The sequence below is a fragment of the Pseudomonas marincola genome (assembly GCF_900116605.1).
GTDB lineage: Bacteria > Pseudomonadota > Gammaproteobacteria > Pseudomonadales > Pseudomonadaceae > Aquipseudomonas > Aquipseudomonas marincola.
Genome location: NZ_FPBC01000005.1, coordinates 273,754 through 290,859, shown reverse-complemented (window position 1 = coordinate 290,859; position 17,106 = coordinate 273,754). Strand labels below are relative to the sequence as shown.

Sequence of the window (17,106 nt, the reverse complement as noted above, 5' to 3'; positions counted from 1 at the left end):
TCAGTTACCGTCGCCGATGGTGGTGCCACCATCGACGAGCAAATTTTGTCCTGTGATAAACGCCCCGCCAGGCGCAGCCAGCAACACGGCAAGGGCAGCAATTTCGTCCGGGATACCGACGCGTCGCAGCGGAGTCAGAGCAATGCGTTTGCTCATGACCTCTGGGTTATCGGTGAGTGGGCGGGCAAATTCGGTGGCAATGACGCCTGGACTGATGGCATTGACCCGCACGTTGCGCGGCCCCCACTCCACCGCCAGGTTGCGCGCGAGCTGGGCAAGAGCCGCCTTCGACAAGCCATACAAACCTAACCCCTTGTTGCCGCGAACCCCGGCAATGCTGGCCATCAGCACCACACTGCCACCACCCTGCGCGGCCATGTTTGGCAGCATTGCGCTGGTCAGCCACAGCGCGCTGCGCAAATTGACGGTCATGGTCAACTCCCAATCTGCTGCACTGGCACTGGCCAACGCGCCCATATGTGGCGCTACTCCGGCATTACAAACGAGGGCGTCGACACGTCCAAAGCGTTCCAGCACGGCGCTGGCGAGTGAATCAACCTGGACTTGCTGGCTCAGATCCGCGACCACAGCACTGACTTCAAAGCCCTCATCTGCCAGTAGGCTGACCGCCTGTTGGCAGTGTTCGGCGTTCTCGCTGCTGATTACCACCCGCGCACCAGCTCTGGCGTATTCACGTGCAATGGCCAAACCGATGCCGCGAGTCGCGCCGGTAATCAGCGCGACTTTTCCAGCCAACGAAAAAAGTTGGCTGCTCATGCCAACACGCACGCCTGCTCGAAAGACAAACGCGGGCCAGCCGGCCGCAACTTGCTGGAATCGCCATAGCCCAGGCTGCACAGGAAATTGCTCTTCCAGCGGCCATCCGCGAAGAACGTGTTATCAACCAGGGCATTGTCGAAGCCGGACATCGGCCCGCAATCCAACCCCAGCGCACGCGCTGCGAGCATCAGGTAGGCGCCTTGCAAGCTGCCGTTGCGCAACGCGGCGATGTGCGCCAGTTGAGGATTACCAAGATATGGCGCGGCGGCGTCGTAGATCGGGAACAGCTCAGGCAGGAACTCGAAGAACTGGCTGTCGAAGGCCACAATTGCAGTCACAGGCGCTTGCAGTATCTTCTCGCCGTTGTGGCCTTTCAGTGCCGGTAACAACTGCTGTTTAGCTGCTTCGCTGCGCACAAATACAAAGCGTGCCGGGCTGCAATTATTGCTGGTCGGCCCTTGCTTGAATGTGTTGTAAAGCGTGTGCAGCAACTCATCTGATACCGGCTTATCCAGCCAGGCATTGTGTGAGCGAGCCTCAACAAACAGTTGTGCTAGAACGTCACTGGATAATGCTTGATTCATCAAAAACACCTTATCAATCGAGTAGCGGATGCCCGTACTTGCGGGTGCAAATGCTCAGTGCTGAGCCAGATTCTCAACACTCATCGCGGGGGCTTTAGTGGCCGTCAGTCGCGGCAGAAACAGGCACAGCAATGCGATCAGCAACTGCGCCACGGCGATCACAGCCAGTGCGGTCGGCAGTGTGTCGTTGACCCCGCCAGTGATCGCCAGCACTGCCAGCGGGCTGACAAACTCACCTGCGAACAAGGCGGCAGTGAACATGCCCGCCGCGCGGCCGCGCTGGAAGAAATCGACGTGCGACATAATCCAGGTGATCAGGGTCGGCAGCATCAGACCAATGCCCAGCCCATTGATCAGCACGGCCACCACAACCATGGCGTGGCTGGTGGACAGCGCCATGAGCAGACCGCCGAGCCCTGCGAGCGCAAAGGCCAGCAGCAGTTGGCGATGGCTGGCCAAACCGCTGAGCACGCGGAAGCTCAGTGCCCCCGCCAGTACGCCGAGTTGATTGGCACCCATGGTCATGCCGATTTGCTTGGGCGCATCGACATGCAGCAGGTTAAGCAGATAACCCGCCTGCACCGGTACAATGAACAGGCTCAACCCGGCCAGAAAAGTCAGCACATATAAAGGTGCCAACGTGCCCCACGGAAATGCTTGTTGTGCGGACTTCTCCAGCAGCGCCCCGGCGCCTTGCGCAACCGGCTCCCACAGCAATTTGGCCATCAAAGGTAGAAAAACCAAACCCACCGCATACAGGACAAACGGTGTACGCCAGCCGCTCTCACCCAGCGCGCCACCCAGCCCCATGAAAATGGCAGCCGACAACGAAGTGGCAACCATTTGCAAGGCGAACAGCCGCTCGCGCCGTGCCCCGTCGTAGTAATCACCCATGAGCGTGGTGCAGCAGGTCATGATCGCGGCTTCTGCCAGGCCGATACCGGCGCGACTGACCACGATTGCCTCAAGCGACTCAAGCCACAAGGGCAACACGCCGCACACCGAATACAACAGCATTGCACCCAGCAGCAGGGATTTACGGCCCAGACGGTCGGCAATTACGCCGGCGAATGGGGCCAGTAAAGCGATGACCAGCGCCGGTAATGTCAGGGCAATCGGCACCAGTACCTGAGCGCCCGGGGTTTCGGCAAAATGCGCCTGCATACGCGGCAACACCGGCGCCAACAATACCGCGCCCAACACGGGCAAACAGCTGCCCAACAGCAACAACAATGACTGCGGCAAACCCGCCTGACGCACGCTGCTCATTGGTTTTCCTCTTGCTGGCTGATACCACACACAGCCGCGCCGTAAGCGGCCAAACCAAAAACCAACACGCTCCAGAAACCCTGGCTTAAGGCAATTGCTCGATTCATCTCAGGTTCACTCTTGTTATTGTTGGGTCGTTACACGCAATCAGGTCGGCGAGACGCTGCGCGCCAGTGGCGCAACATCGACCGTGGTCTGTGATTTAGTTGTGGGTTGGCCGTTTACCGACGGTTTATCAGCAGTATTTGCGGCTTGCTCGCTGACCTTGCTCGGCAACAGGAAGTACGCCAGTGCCGGCAGCAGAATCAGTGCTCCTACCATGTTCCAGATGAACATGAAGGCCAGCAGCACGCCCATGTCGGCCTGGAATTTGATCGGCGAAAGAATCCACGTCGCCACACCAATCGCCAGCGTCACACCAGTGAGCATCACCACCTTGCCGGTCGACAGCAACGCGTTGTAGTAAGACTCGGACAGGCTCTCACCACGGCGCAGATGCGCGAGCATGATGCTCATGACATACAGCGCGTAGTCCACGCCAATGCCCACACCGAGTGCGATTACTGGCAAAGTCGCGACCTTGACGCCGATGTTCAGCCAGACCATCAATGCTTCGCACAGAATCGAGGTGAGCATCAGCGGGATTACCGCGCACACCGTGGCGCGCCACGAACGGAAGGTAACCAGGCACAGCAGGATCACCGCGGCGTACACCCAGATCAGCATCTCGCGGTTGGCCTGCTTAACCACGATGTTGGTGGCCGCTTCGATGCCAGCGCTGCCTGCGGCCAACATGAACTGCACTTCATCGGTGTTATTCGCAGCGGAAAAGGCTTCAACATGATCGACCAGGCGCGTCAGCGTCGCGGCTTTGTGGTCGGTCAGGTAGGCGTACAGCGTCAGCAAGCTACAGTTTTCGTTGTACAGACCACGCGGCGCACTGGCGGTGATCATGTTGAGCATCGCCTGGTTGTTCTGCAGCTCGTACCACTTGGCGCTGCCCTCGCTGAAGCCCACCAGCATCCGTCGGTTGAGCAACGCCAGCGAGTTGGTCGAGTCGACACCCGGCAAGCTGCGCAGTTGCCAGTCGAGGTTATCGACCTTGTTGAGAATGTCGTAACGGGCGCACGCACCGGCCGGGGTTTTGACCATGACCGCGAACAGGTCACTGCTGGCCCCGTACTTCTCGGTAAGGAAGGCATCGTCACGGTTGTAACGTGAATCCGGACGCAGTTCCGGCGCACCGGCATCGAGGTCACCGATGCTCAAATGCTCACTAACCATGAAACCGAATACCGCCAGCGCCAGGCTTGCTGCCACACAGATGGACGCCCAGCGACGCTGGGTGAACAGGTCGAGAAAGCGCCAGAACGCATGACGCTGCTGACCGGATTGCTCGGCTTGCTCGCTCTTCAGGCTCAGCTGCGCGGCACGCGGGCTCACGCCTACATACGAAAGCAGAACAGGCAGCAGGATCAGGTTGGTGAAGATCAGCACGGCCACACCGATACTGGCGATCAGCGCCAGATCCTGAATCACCTCAATCTTGATGATCATCAGCACCGCGAAGCCCACGGCATCACACAGCAGTGCAGTCAGACCCGCCAGGAATAAACGGCGGAAGGTGAAGCGCGCAGCGACCACCCGGTGCATGCCGCGACCGATGTCCTGCATGATGCCGTTCATTTTCTGTGCGCCGTGACTCATGCCGATGGCGAACACCAGAAACGGCACCAGTACCGAGTACGGATCGAGTTGGTAGCCGAGAATCGGCAACAAACCGAGCTGCCAGACCACCGCCACCAACGAACAGAACACCACCAACAAGGTGCTGCGAACGCAGCGGGTGTACCAGTACAGCACCACCGTGGTGATCAGGATCGCGACGATGAAGAACAGCACAATTTGCTTGAGGCCGGCGATCAGGTCGCCGACCTTCTTGGCGAAGCCGGTAATGTGGATATCGATCGAGTCGCTTGAATACTTTGCACGCAGCGCTTCGAGTTGCTCGGACAGTACTGAATAGTCGAGCGCTTTGCCGTCCGGCGTTTTCGCCAGCAGCGGCACATAGATAATGCTTGAGCGCTGATCAAACGCGACCAGTTGGCCGATCTCGTTGGACTGCTGCACATTGCGCCGTAACTGGGCGAGGCTTTGCGCCTTGCCGTCGTATTCATCGGGGATGACCGGGCCGCCATCCAGGCCCTCTTCCGTCACCGCGACCCAGCGGGTTGCCGGGGTCCAGAGCGACTTCATGTAAGCGCGGTCAACACCTGGCAGCAGGTAGATCTGATCGCTCAGTTGCTGCAAGGTTTTCAGGTAGTCAGCGTCGTAGATATCACCCTTTTTATTGGCGACAGCAATGCGCAGCGCATTACCCAACCCACTCAACTCACGCTGGTGATCCAGATAGTTGGCAATATAGGGGTGTTGCGTCGGGATCATTTTCTCGAAGCTGGCATTCAGCTCCACGCGGGATGTCTGAAAGCCCAGCACCACCGTGGTGATTAAACACACCAGCAGAACCCAAATCCGGTGGTTGAACAGCGCGCGCTCAAGAACCGAGCCAGAGCGTGGGTCGAAATCGGCCATGTCACTGGCGTTGAAACTGTTTGAGGACTTCATAACCTCACTCCGTCACAGCAGTGGATGGCTGCGCCAAGCGCAACAATCCGGTAAACCCGGCAACAACCACACTGCCATCGGCAGCCTGGACCAAACTCGCGACTGGCTTACCCAGTGGCTTGCCAAACATTTGCAAAGCAGCGCCCGCCTTGGCATCGCTGAAGAACAACCCGCCGGCCTGATTGGCCAGCAAGGTGCGACCGTCTGCCAGTTGCGTGGAGTCGCTGAAAGAAACCGGCATTGGCACAGGCATCAGCTCAAAGGACTGGCCGCTGTCGTGGGAAATAAACGCGTGACCTTTCAGACCGGCCACGACCAGGGCGCCGTCATCCGTAACGTGCGCGGTGAAAAAGCTGCCCTCGTAAGGGCTTTCGAGTTGCACGAATGACTGGCCCGCATCGCTGGAACGGGCCACAAAGCCTTGCTCGCCCGCGAGGTACCAGTCATTACCGTGCTGGGCGATTGCATACAAATGCACCCCCATCGGATTGTCGACATGACCAACCAGCGACTGCCAGCTGGCACCGCCGTCGTTGGTTTGCAGCAACATGCCGTAAGCACCGGCGATCAGCCCATGCTTGGAATCAGTGAAGTGGATAGCCAGAAATGGCTTGTCCGGGCCGTCCGCAATCAAGCGTTCGGCGTTTTGAACGCGCAGATCGGCGTTATCGACTGCGGTTGAGTCCAGCGTTTGTTCATCGACGGCCGTAGCGTCGCTTGTATTCACCGCGGCGGCTGTCGTCACTGCGAGCAAGTCTTTGCGCGCGGCTTCAAGTTCAATATTGGCGGCGTCCAGGCCGCTGAGTTGCAATTTCCAGCTTTCGCCACCATCAACCGTCGCCAACACGACCCCGGCGTGACCGATTGCCCAGCCATGTTTGGCATCGGCAAACTGCACGGCTGTAAGGCTCACCGAAACAGGCACCGGTACTTGTTTCCAGCTCTGGCCATTGTCGTCAGAGACCAGCACCAGACCCCGCTCACCCACCGCAACCAAACGCGAGCCGGCACGTGCCAGATCGATCAGCACGGCTTTTGCCGGGGCAGCCACGTGCATGGCAGCGGTCGTCAACGGTGAACCGGCAGCTGGCATAGCCGCTTGGCAGACCAGGCTATTAGCACACAAAGCCAAGGCCACAATCAGGCCATTGGTGGGCGATTTTATTTTCATTATTGACCTCAAAAAACGCGTCTTGCAGTGGGGCCAGCAAAGGCTGGCCCCGAACATCAAGCAACTGCTTTACCGCACGCCCTGCCCGGCCATCGCGGCTGGCGAGAACTCGGATTTTCTGTAGCGATCAACCACGCCGTACTGCTCTGGCAACCCGGTGTAAACGTTCTGGATAAACCAGGCGCCGGATGTCAGGTCGTAGAAACCCGAAGACAAGGTGGCGTGAGCCGGGATATCCGGCATAACCGCAGGCAGCGCCCACAGGGTTTTGGCCAGCTGGCCGTTAGCATCCCAGCGGTCACCCAACATGGCCTGCCAGGTGTCTTCGTCGAGGTAGTAGCGCCCTTTCGGCAACTGGTGACGTTTGCCCGGTGCCAGATCTGCTTCAACCACCCAAACGCGGTGCAGTTCCCAACGCACGTAATCCGGGTTCATGTGATGCTTGGCAAACAGGTCTTCGGGCTTGGCTGCGGTCTGCACCTTGTTGTCGTTGTAAGGCACATACATCTCTTTCTTGCCGATCAACTTCCAGTTGAAACGATCGATTCGGCCTTGGAACACCGACAATTCGTCGAAGCTCATCACCCCGGCGGTAGCAGGTGTAGGCGTGTCGCAGCAGGCGTTTGGCAGTTTGCGCACGCGGCGCTGGCCAGCCAGATAAACGTGAGCCTGCGACTTGTCACCGTTGAGGTTGGTACGCCCCATGATCTGCTCACCGGCGCGGATTGGCGGGCCGACGTTCAGCAGGCGGAACAGCCAGTAATCACCTTCAAACTTCTCGGCAGACCCTTCCGGGTAGTAGTACGGCATTTCCTGAATGGCTTTACCGTCCGTGGTCATTACCTGAGTACCATCTGCGGTCATCAGGTAGTGACGGAAATGCATCGAAACCGAGGTGCCACGCCAGTTGAGGATGTGGTTCCAGATAGCCTCGGTTCCGTCTTTCGGGATCGGGAATGGCACGCCACCGTAAGCGCCCTGCGGAATTCGCCCAGCGCTGCTGTCAACCAGTGTCGCGTTAACGGCGTTCTTCGCGACGTTGTCATACACCCATTGCGGTGCTGCCGCAGTCCGGTGAGTCGGGTAGACATCGACGCGGTAGGTTTCTGGATACTTGGCAAACATCGCCTTAGTGCCATCGCTCAGCTTGTCGGCGTATTGCGCCATGTTCTGGGCGGTGATGCTGAACAACGGCTTTTCCGCTACGAACGGGTCAAGGCGCTTGCCACCTTGTTTGTAGGCCGGATCAACCTTGGTATAGCCACCATCCCAAGCGGGAATTGTGCCGTCGGCATTACCGGCTTTCTCTGCGCCCATCGGCGTCAAGTTCTTGCCCAGCTGGGCGGCTTCTTCAGCAGTGGCTGCAAAAGCTGGCGAGGCGCTGACGGCCAGGCTGGTCAGCACGGCAAAGCACAAAGCCTTGAGTTTGAACTGGGTAGTCATTCTCACGTCCTCTTAGAAAGTGGTTTTAACGTTGAAGGCGACGTAGTCACGGTCTTTCAGCGACTGCTCAAAATTGAAGTGCGTCTGCCCGTCGAGGTTGGTGTCTTCTGGTCCGTAGTAGTGGGTGTAACTAAGGCCGAAGGTTACGCGGTCGAGATAGGTCGCGGTGACGCCGATGTTCAAATCACCGCCGCGATCAGGCCCAAACGAGCTGACCACCGCCGACTTGCCCATCGGGAAGTAGCTGATGCCCATCGGCACACTCAAATCGATGCCCGGATAGATCTGGCGATAGGTTGGGGTGAACACCAGCTTCATACCAACGCCATCGTCAGTCGCTTTCGGTGAAAGCTGTTCGCGGTTGTCGGTCACGCTGAGCAAACGGTTCCAGGCCAGTTCGCCGACCATTGCCGACTCTTCGGAGATAAACGAAGGACCAAACGTTGCGAGGAAGTTGAGGTTGACGTGCGCCGTGCGGCCGATTGCGTATAGCGCGTCATCGTTGTTGTCTGCGGCTTGCCCTGGCGCGATGGTTACACCGTTGGATACCAGCGGCATGTTCCAGCGCATCGAGGCTTCACCCGCCCAGTTGAACTCGCCGGAAGTTGTCGAGAAGCTGGCGCCCAGGGCTTGGATGTCTTCCGGGTATACCCAGTAGTATTCGCTGAGTTTGCCAGTCTGGAAATTGACAGGGCCGGTGGGTTGCTTGAGGTAAAGCTTCGGGGTTTTGTCGTGGTACTGAATAGCGTAGAAACCGTAGTCCACAGTTTCTGCTGCATAGCGCAGCTGCAAACCGCCCTGCCCTGAACTGCGCGCTTCTTTATCGTTGCTATGCCAAAACGCAACCTTCTGGCCATTAGGCAATACAGCGCCAGTGAGCAGTCGCTCGTTACCTTCACCGATGGTGTCACTCACCGAGAAGTAGCTACCCGAGCCCGGCAGACGGGTCTCTTCCCATTCCAACTGGTAGTAGGCGCCGAGCGATACATCGTCCGTCAACTGATAAGTTGTCGAGAGTTGATTAACCGGGCGAACAATTTCCTTGAACTGGGTGTTAGGCACCGATACCGCTTTCACAACGTCGACCGGGGCCATACCACCGGCAATACCGTTGGCACCGAAGAACAGGCTCTCACCCCAGACCAGGTCATGACGACCGGCGCGAACCGACATAGCGCGTTCGGCAAGCTCGCCATTCCAGTAGACGAATGCATCAAGAATTTCACCATCGCCGCCATGCAAATGACGGGTGTCATCGGTGAACTCGTCATACGCAACAGAGCGCTGGTTGGCCCGCAGGGGATCATCGGCGTCGGTGTCTTTCTGGTATTCGGTGTCGTACCAGGCAGCGCCGCTGATACGCGCACCAAAGTCGCCGAACGACATGTCCAGTTCAGACAACAGATCGAGACGATTGGAGATCAGGCCCTTGTCGAAGTTACGGTCACCGTCGTCCTGGTTCCGCGCAACGGGGCCTTCAGTCAGGCGGCTGCTCTGATCCTTAACACGCCAGGCGGCGCTGTATTTGACGGTGTTGTCCCAGCGCAGGCCAAAATCCGGATTACCGGTATTGATCTGAAACGCCTGAGCAGTGGGCGCGCCAAGCACCAGCATTGCAGCAAGGGACAGGGTGAAGGGTGCGTAGCGAGACGCAGCGATGTTGCGATATGACATCGGTGTAGCCCTCTTTATTGTTTTTATGCGTTGGTTCTTACAGGTTTCCGACTTGAGCGGGGCAAGGAAGGCCCCTACCCAAGCCGGGTATGCACGGTAAAAGCGTTGTTTTGCGGTGGTTTAGATAGGCTCAGCCGTACGGGCAAGCATCTGTTTAACCAGGCCGATGCGATCGAACTCGCGGTCATGCGCAATTTCTTTATCGCCGGCCAGCACCGAGCTCTCTGCGATGTACTTGCAGCGCTCAAAACGGCGCGCCATGAACCGTTGCAGTTGCTGCTCGAGAGAACCGCCTGCAGTCAGTTCCTCGCTGAGAACCACTGCATCTTCGATGGCCATGCCTGCGCCCTGCCCCAGATGTGGCGTGGTGGCGTGAGCCGCATCACCGATCAGCAGAACGCGACCGCGATACCAGGGCTCATCGACAAACACCACTTCGAGCGGTTTGTAGACCACCTGTTCGCCGTCCGTGATCTGCTCACGCAGCTCGCCGATCAAACCTTCGAAGCCGCTCAGGCGCTTGCGCATTTCAGCCGCCAGCACGCTCTTGTCCATCCACGGGTTGTTCGGCTCATGCGAGGTCACGAACATGTACATCAGGTCATCGGCCAGCGGCACCAATCCAGCATTGCCTGCCGGGCCCATGTAATTGGCCAGATGATCGATTTCTGCGGTGCGCGGGAAGTTGTAGCGCCAGACGGACTGGCCGGTGAAACGCGGCTGGTATTTATCGCCAAACAACAGGCCGCGTACTTTCGAGAACAATCCATCAGCGCCCACTACCAGGCTGTAACGACCCTGCGTGCCATCGGTGAATTGCACGTTTACGCCGTCGGCATCCTCGTCGAGGGTTTCAACCGAAAGCCCCAAACGAACCTGAGTGCCGAGTTCAATAGCGGTTTCGCTGAGCACCTTGTGCAGCGCAAGGCGTGAGATGCCCACGTTGGCCGGGTATTCCGGGCCGGCCAGACGCTGGCCGGGAATGCGTGCCAGTTGCTGGCCGGAGGTGGTGTTGATGGTGACGTCTTCGAATGCATAAGCAGCATCGAGATAACCATCGAGAACGCCCAGCTTGGCCATTTCGCGAACAACGTTGCTCTGCTGGATGATGCCGACACCGTAGACAGTCCACTCTGCTTTAAGCTCGACCAGATCGACTGCAACGCCTTTGCGGCGCAGGGCGATTGCGGCGCACAGACCGCCAATGCCACCGCCTACGATTAATACCTTGTTCTCTGCACTCATGATGTTCTCACTCTTGTTCTTATGATCCGGGTTGGACGCCAAGTGCTGACCTTCAGGCGTGGTCATCTGCGCGTACGTGCTCCACCCAAGCTTTGTGGTTGAAGCATCGGGCCTTACCAGCAATTTGACTAATCGCAAGTAAGGATGTGATGTATCGCCAAACGCGATACCTCAATCACGACTCGCAGAAACTCAACTGAGCGGTATCCAGCACCAGCCAACCCTCATCAATCTGGTATTCAAGGGCACTCAACTGCTCACTAAGACACGGCCCGTAAACACACAGGCCGGACTCAGGAAGAAACTGGGCACCGTGGGCGTAACAGATAATTCGCTGGCCATCGGCGGACATGAAACGGTCCTTGCGATACTCCAGACGCACATCCAGATGCGGGCAGCTGTTGCGATAAAGCCGAACCTGGCCCTGATGCAATACCGCGAAAACGCTGTCGCGGCCCTGGCCCAGCGGATCGAATCCACGGGCCTGGCCTTCAGCCAATTCACTCATCAGGCACAGGGCAACGAGCGCTGCACTCATCGCTCAATCAGCCCTGCTTCGGCGGTGGACCACCCGGCGCCCATTTCTCTTTCGAGGTAAACAGGAACAATTGCGAGTTGTCTGCCGAGAGCGGAGCCTGACGGGCGACCCACTCGTCATCGTGCTTGTCCATGTCGGCGTCGTACTCGATGTGGCAACCCAGCGGGCTGTTGAAGTACCAGAACCAGTTGGAGCCAAACAGGTGACGGCCAGGCCCCCAGAAACTGGTCCAGCCGCTTTGCTCGAAACGGCGTCCTGCGAGCAGTACTTCGGTGCCGCTGCCCATGTGGAAGGTGAAGTGCTCGCAGCCCTTCATGTGTGGCGGCGTCTGGATCATGAACAGGCAATGGTGATCGTCAGAGCCGGCTGGACGCATGAACGGGCCAGCGCCGATGAAGGTGTCGGTAGTGCGGAAACCCAGACGCTCGGCGTAGAACGCCTCGGCCTTGGCCACATCCGGAACGAAATACACAACGTGCGACAGCGTGCGTGGAATCGCCGGCATATCGAGGGTGATGCCTGGCTGATTGAGCGGGCGCTGAGGCGCATGGCCTGGCGCGTTGGTCAGATCGGCAGGAGCTGCGAATGTTTTGCGCACGGTGACCTGAAAACCAATCGCAAAGCCCATGTCGTCGACACTGTGTACCGAACCATCGGCGCCACGGGTGACGTCGCGATCACGGCCCAGTTCATCAGCAATGGCTTCAAGGTCGGCCGCGTCAGCTACGCCATAGATGGTTTCGCGGATGGAAGGGGCCGGGCCAATTGCCGCCGGGAGCGAGGCGTCATCGGCTGCCCGAATAACGATTGCAGTGCCGTCCAGCGCTTCGAAACGACCGCCCTTCTCGTCCGCACCCACTGGGGTTAAACCGTAATCACGCAGACAATCTGTACAGGCTTGAATGTCATCGACGCCAAAGACCAGGGCGTCAAGGCCAATAATGTTCATGGCATACCACTCCATTGAAATTATGATCCGCATCCGTGGCTCAGTCGCCAGCGCATACGGTGGTGGAGGCCGGGTAGATCCGACTGGTTGCAAAGATTGCGGGGGCTTAATGAAGTTGACTAATCGCATGTGAGGATGCGACCTATCGACAAACGCGATACCTCACGCCGAACCGATCAGCGCCGGCTGCAGGGATGAATATTGAACACGGATTCACTTTCTTACTTGACGTACAACTGATTGCGCACGAAGGTATCGCAAAAATAAATACTACTCGCAGGACCCTGCCATGCGCTTCAATCACCTGGACTTAAATCTGCTGGTTGCCCTCGACGTTTTGCTTGAGGAGCAAAATATCACCCGTGCGGCCGAGCGCCTGCATATGACGCAGTCCGCAACCAGCGGGGTTCTCGGGCGTTTGCGCACATTTTTCGAAGACGACCTGCTGGTACAGGTCGGCCGCAAGATGCAGCCAACCCCTTACGCACTGGAACTGGCGAAACCGGTGCGCGAAGTGTTGATCACCATTCGCTCTTCAATCACCACCAAGCAGGTATTCGACCCCGGCACCAGCAAACGCCACTTTCGCCTGGTGACGTCCGACTACCTGATCAGCGTGCTGTTTGCCCGCGTTATCCAGCATCTGCAAAAGGAAGCGCCCAACGTCACGTTCGAGATGCTCGGCCCAAGCGACAATTCCGGTGAATTGCTGATTCGCGGCGAGGTTGATCTGATGATCGTGCCCGAACGCTACATCATCGAAGGCCACCCTTCGCAATTGCTCTTCGAGGAAGACCACGTCTGCGTGGTGTGTAAAGACAACACGCAAATAGGCGACAGCCTGTCACTTGAGCAGTACATGCAGATGGGCCATATCTCTGTGGGTTTTGGCCGAACACGGCACATGAGTATCGAGGACTGGTTCATGAGCCAGTACGGTTTCAACCGGCGTATCGAAGTCATCACCAACGACTTCAATACCCTGCCGCAGCTGGTGGTCGGCACCGAACGCATTGCCACCATGCACAAACGGCTTGCCGAACTGTACGCGACCTACCTGCCACTGCGTATTCTGCCAACGCCGGTGCAAGTACCGATCATGCGCGAATACATGCTCTGGCACCGCAGCATGGATGGCGACCCGATGCACCGCTGGATACGCGAACGCATCAGCCAGTGCATCCATAATTTTGAACAAAACAAGGCGGCTTGATGGCCAATCTGGCTGCGCGCTGGTATCTCACAGGCCAGCGCGCGCCAATAGGTCACCGACCGGCTCGGGTATTGGCGATGCGCCTGCCCGCTTCATCAGCACGCAGAGTTGTCATCCAATTAACGGCTAGAAAGTCTCGGCATCTGCAATCCGCGGAATCTGGATCATCAACTTACGCGATGAAACCAGCGCCAGTTAAACCAGAGGTCGCAAACTCGACGCTGTTGCAGATTGCGCTGGCGGGTATCGCGAATGCCGATACCTCGCATCCTTACTCACGATTGGCCAAATACCCGCGTCACTGCTTAACGTAGTTGCCCTGATAGTCCGTATTTGCCTGCCTGGCCGCGGACACTGCCTTTGCTCAGAATAAGGACAACAACAATGTTCCGTTACTTCCCCACCAATTATGTTTGGGACCTTTCTGTAAACCTGGCCATTGAGATGGGCGCGCGCATCGGCGAAATTGAAGAGATGTGCAAGCCGCTGGCTGAAGCGGCCAAGCAACCCGATGCGGCCGGTACTGCAGCGTTTCGTGCAACCTGGTCGAAAATGGCCGACAAACTCTGCAGCCTTGCTGAAGAAGACGAAGCTGCCGGTCGCCTGCTATCTGCCGGTGAGAAATACAACCGTGCATCCACTTATTACCTCACTGGCGAGCGCCTGCAAGCGCACGGCTCGGAAGGCCGCGCCGAATTGTACCAGCGGGTACTGTCAACCTTTGCCCGTGGCATTGAGCTGAGCAAAGAGAACTGCGAGCGCGTTGAAATCCCTTATGAAGGCGCCCACATCAGTGGCCTGCTGGTTCGGGCGGAAGGCGTTGAAGGTCCGGCGCCGCTGCTGGTTCAGGTCAATGGCCTGGATTCAACCAAGGAAATGAAATACCGCGTAGGCCTGCCAGCATGGCTGGCCAAACGTGGCGTCTCTTCGCTGATTATTGATCAGCCAGGCACCGGTGAAGCGCTGCGTCTGCACAACCTCACCGCACGTTATGACACCGAACATTGGGCTAGCCGTGTGGTTGACTGGCTTGAAACCCGTGCTGATGTCGACGCCAAGCGGATTGGCATGGAAGGCGTTTCGCTGGGCGGTTACTACTGCCCGCGCGCGGTGGCCTTCGAACCCCGTTTCGCTTGCGGTGTAGTCTGGGGCGCCAACCACGACTGGCGCGACGTGCAAAAACGCCGCCTGGAAAAAGAAGGCAGCTTCCCGGTTCCGCATTATTGGGCGCATGTGCAGTGGGTGTGGGGCGCCAAGGACATGGACGAGTTCATGACCATCGCCGAAAACGTCCATCTCGATGGCGTACTGGATCGCATCAAGGTGCCGTTCCTGGTCACGCATGGCGAGAAGGACTCGCAAATCCCACTCAAGTGGGCCGAGCGCACGTATGAGCAACTGGTCAACAGCCCTAAGCGCGAGCTGAAAATCTTCACCGAGCGTACCGGTGGCGTTCAACACTCAAGCTTCGACAACAGCATCAACGCCGGTCAGTACATCGCCGACTGGGTTGCAGAAACACTGGGCGGCCGCACCGCATAAGCATTTTCTGCAACGCATAGAAAAGCCGAATCCCTTGGCGGGGATTCGGCTTTTTCGTGTCTGTTACAGCGCTTAGCTGGCGACTTTTGTAGCGTGAAACGAACTCATCTGCCAGCCTTTGGCCGTGCGTACCCACACCTGAGTCGCGAAACCTTCGCCACGCATGGCCTGATCACCGCCACGCTTTTGCAGCGTGTTGCACTGCGGGCCCGTCATGATGGCAAGATCATCGCCATAAAAACGAATATCCAACGGGCCACGTTCGATCGCCAGATACTGCACGGCGCTGCGGGCATATTCCAGATAATCCGCCTTGCCCTGCACCAGCCCGGTGGTGTGCACGTACACCAGATCATCGGCAAACAACTCATTCACCGCCGTATAGTCTTCTTCAACCAATGCACGGCTGCGTTCTTTCTCCAGAGCCAGCAGTTGTTGTTGCGCACTCATTGTTGTTCTCCTTGATAGGTCTCGCCGACATGGCGACGCAGCACCATAGAGGCCCGACACAGGCGCAAAAAAATCGTCTATCAGGATGGCAACTATCGCCACTTACGATACCCATTGCACGGTGACTGCCATCAGCGCGCCCTCCCCGTACCACGGGGCCTGCAGCTGATATTGAGCGGATCAATAGCCACGCATCGATACAATCTGCTGGTCGCACATCGGTTATTTACCTAGCGTGCCGCACATAACAATCAACCGAGCGAAATCGTTATGAGCGCCCTGCACCTGCACTGCCAAACCCTCTTCGCCAGCACCGGCCTGGAAACATGTCAGCAGCAAACCCTGGTCGTGGAAAACGGCCTGTTCAGCTACGTCGGCCCAACCGCCACCGCACCGTCTGTAAAGCCAGGCGATAAGGTAGTCGATGCCGGCGACAACTTCGTCATGCCGGGCCTGATCGACGTTCATACGCACCTGGCATTCGGTAACGCCCAGAGCGAAGAAGACATCGACATCTGGACCACTGACGAATTTCGCGCCCTGCGCGGCATGTTCTTCGCGCAGCACGTTGTCGCCGCTGGCGTGACCAGCATGGTCTGCCCCGGCGACAGCGGCCAGCTGAGTATTGCCGTGCGCAATGCCATCGCCGCCGGCATGTTCGAAGGCCCGCGTATTGCAGCAAGCAGCCGGGTGATCACCAACCGCCAAAGCCTTAACGACTGGTTCCCGAGCCGCGTCGGCGCGCCCGAATACTTCACCGCACGGCTGGTGACGAGCCGCAGTGAGGCGCTGGCAGAGATTCGTCGCCAAGCCAAAGACGGCGTAGACCTGATCAAAATCGCCATGGACGGCACCCATCGTCGCCCTAACGGCGAGATCATCGCGGCGTTCACCGCAGAAGAAACCTATGAAATGGTTGAGGAAGCACATCGCCTCGGGTGCAAGGTGGCAACTCACGCCTACGGCCGCGAAGCCGTGATGTACGCCGCCAAAGCCGGTGTGGATCTGGTATTCCACGCGTTCTATATGGACGATGCCTGCATCGAAGCACTGCTCGAATCCGGCAGCATCCTTGCCCCGACCATGACCTTCCCGCAGAACACCGTGGATTTCTGCCAGCCACACGACCCGGCGATTACCACCGGTTACGCGGGCTACTGCGCCCGCACGCTGGAGGTTGGCAGTGAAGTACTGAAGCGGGCAAAAGCTGCGGGCATCCCGTTCGCCTGTGGCAGCGACAGTGGTTTTGCAGTAACGCCTTACGGCGAGTGGCACGCCCGCGAACTGGAGCTGCTGGTCAAGCGCCTCAACTTCACCCCAGCAGAAGCGCTTTATGCCGCCACAGCTGTCGGCTCGCGCTGTATGCCGCGCGGTGAAACCCTCGGCACTATCGAAGTCGGCAAGCAGGCAGATTTTCTGCTCATCGATGGCTCGCCCCTGCAAGACATCCGCATTCTGCAAGACCGCTCACGCCTCAAGGCCGTGTACAAGGGCGGCCAACTGATGAAGCAGCAGCGCACCCCGTATAACCCCAAGCAAGTCAGCGATTTCAACTCGCTTAAATGGACCGATCTATACACCCGCGACCGCGTCGCTGAACTTGGCAAGTGGAGCCTGTAAGCA

At 58.2% G+C, this 17,106-nt stretch carries 14 protein-coding genes; 3 read left to right on the top strand and 11 right to left on the bottom strand.

Annotated features, from left to right (window positions below):
• The 10 genes from BM395_RS10835 to BM395_RS10790 all read right to left on the bottom strand — a co-directional run bounded on the left by BM395_RS10835 (position 1) and on the right by BM395_RS10790 (position 12,278).
• Positions 1-777 carry an SDR family NAD(P)-dependent oxidoreductase gene (locus BM395_RS10835; RefSeq protein WP_090511660.1) on the bottom strand — a complete coding sequence of 259 codons (777 nt, stop codon included), beginning with the start codon at positions 775-777 and terminating at the stop codon, positions 1-3.
• Positions 774-1,364, bottom strand: a complete 591-nt coding sequence (locus tag BM395_RS10830) for a malonic semialdehyde reductase (protein ID WP_090511657.1) — start codon at positions 1,362-1,364, stop codon at positions 774-776. The genes BM395_RS10835 and BM395_RS10830 overlap by 4 nt, the downstream gene beginning before the upstream one ends.
• Positions 1,365-1,418: 54 nt before the next feature.
• Positions 1,419-2,633, bottom strand: coding sequence for an MFS transporter (locus BM395_RS10825; protein ID WP_090511655.1), 1,215 nt, complete (start codon positions 2,631-2,633; stop codon positions 1,419-1,421).
• A gap of 147 nt (positions 2,634-2,780) precedes the next feature.
• Positions 2,781-5,258 carry an efflux RND transporter permease subunit gene (locus BM395_RS10820; RefSeq protein ID WP_090511653.1) on the bottom strand — a complete coding sequence of 826 codons (2,478 nt, stop codon included), beginning with the start codon at positions 5,256-5,258 and terminating at the stop codon, positions 2,781-2,783.
• A gap of 4 nt (positions 5,259-5,262) precedes the next feature.
• A complete protein-coding gene (locus tag BM395_RS10815) occupies positions 5,263-6,429 on the bottom strand; it encodes a WD40/YVTN/BNR-like repeat-containing protein (RefSeq protein ID WP_090511652.1) in 1,167 nt (388 codons plus the stop codon).
• Positions 6,430-6,498: 69 nt separating this feature from the next.
• A complete protein-coding gene (locus tag BM395_RS10810) occupies positions 6,499-7,872 on the bottom strand; it encodes a DUF1329 domain-containing protein (protein WP_090511650.1) in 1,374 nt (457 codons plus the stop codon).
• Positions 7,873-7,884: 12 nt separating this feature from the next.
• Entirely contained in the window at positions 7,885-9,546 is a 1,662-nt protein-coding gene (locus BM395_RS10805; protein ID WP_090511648.1) for a DUF1302 domain-containing protein, read from the bottom strand.
• A 120-nt stretch (positions 9,547-9,666) separates the two neighbouring features.
• On the bottom strand, positions 9,667-10,791 hold the full coding sequence (locus tag BM395_RS10800; protein ID WP_090511793.1) for an FAD-dependent oxidoreductase: 1,125 nt from the start codon (positions 10,789-10,791) through the stop codon (positions 9,667-9,669).
• A gap of 175 nt (positions 10,792-10,966) precedes the next feature.
• A complete protein-coding gene (locus BM395_RS10795; protein ID WP_090511646.1) occupies positions 10,967-11,329 on the bottom strand; it encodes a Rieske (2Fe-2S) protein in 363 nt (120 codons plus the stop codon).
• Positions 11,330-11,336: 7 nt separating this feature from the next.
• Positions 11,337-12,278 (bottom strand): VOC family protein, encoded by a 942-nt coding sequence (locus tag BM395_RS10790; protein ID WP_090511644.1) that lies wholly within the window; start codon positions 12,276-12,278, stop codon positions 11,337-11,339.
• A gap of 289 nt (positions 12,279-12,567) precedes the next feature.
• On the opposite strand from BM395_RS10790, the gene BM395_RS10785 reads away from it, so the two are divergent.
• The gene (locus BM395_RS10785; protein ID WP_090511643.1) at positions 12,568-13,491 is read left to right on the top strand and encodes a LysR family transcriptional regulator; all 924 of its coding nucleotides are present in this window, start codon (positions 12,568-12,570) and stop codon (positions 13,489-13,491) included.
• A gap of 384 nt (positions 13,492-13,875) precedes the next feature.
• Positions 13,876-15,033 (top strand): alpha/beta hydrolase family protein, encoded by a 1,158-nt coding sequence (locus tag BM395_RS10780; protein ID WP_090511640.1) that lies wholly within the window; start codon positions 13,876-13,878, stop codon positions 15,031-15,033.
• Positions 15,034-15,105: 72 nt separating this feature from the next.
• Here BM395_RS10780 and BM395_RS10775 read toward each other — a convergent pair whose 3' ends face one another.
• Positions 15,106-15,483 (bottom strand): nuclear transport factor 2 family protein, encoded by a 378-nt coding sequence (locus BM395_RS10775; protein WP_090511637.1) that lies wholly within the window; start codon positions 15,481-15,483, stop codon positions 15,106-15,108.
• Between the two features lie 270 nt (positions 15,484-15,753).
• Between BM395_RS10775 and BM395_RS10770 the strand changes: the two genes are divergently transcribed.
• Positions 15,754-17,103 (top strand): metal-dependent hydrolase family protein, encoded by a 1,350-nt coding sequence (locus BM395_RS10770; protein ID WP_090511635.1) that lies wholly within the window; start codon positions 15,754-15,756, stop codon positions 17,101-17,103.
• Positions 17,104-17,106 lie beyond the last annotated feature (3 nt).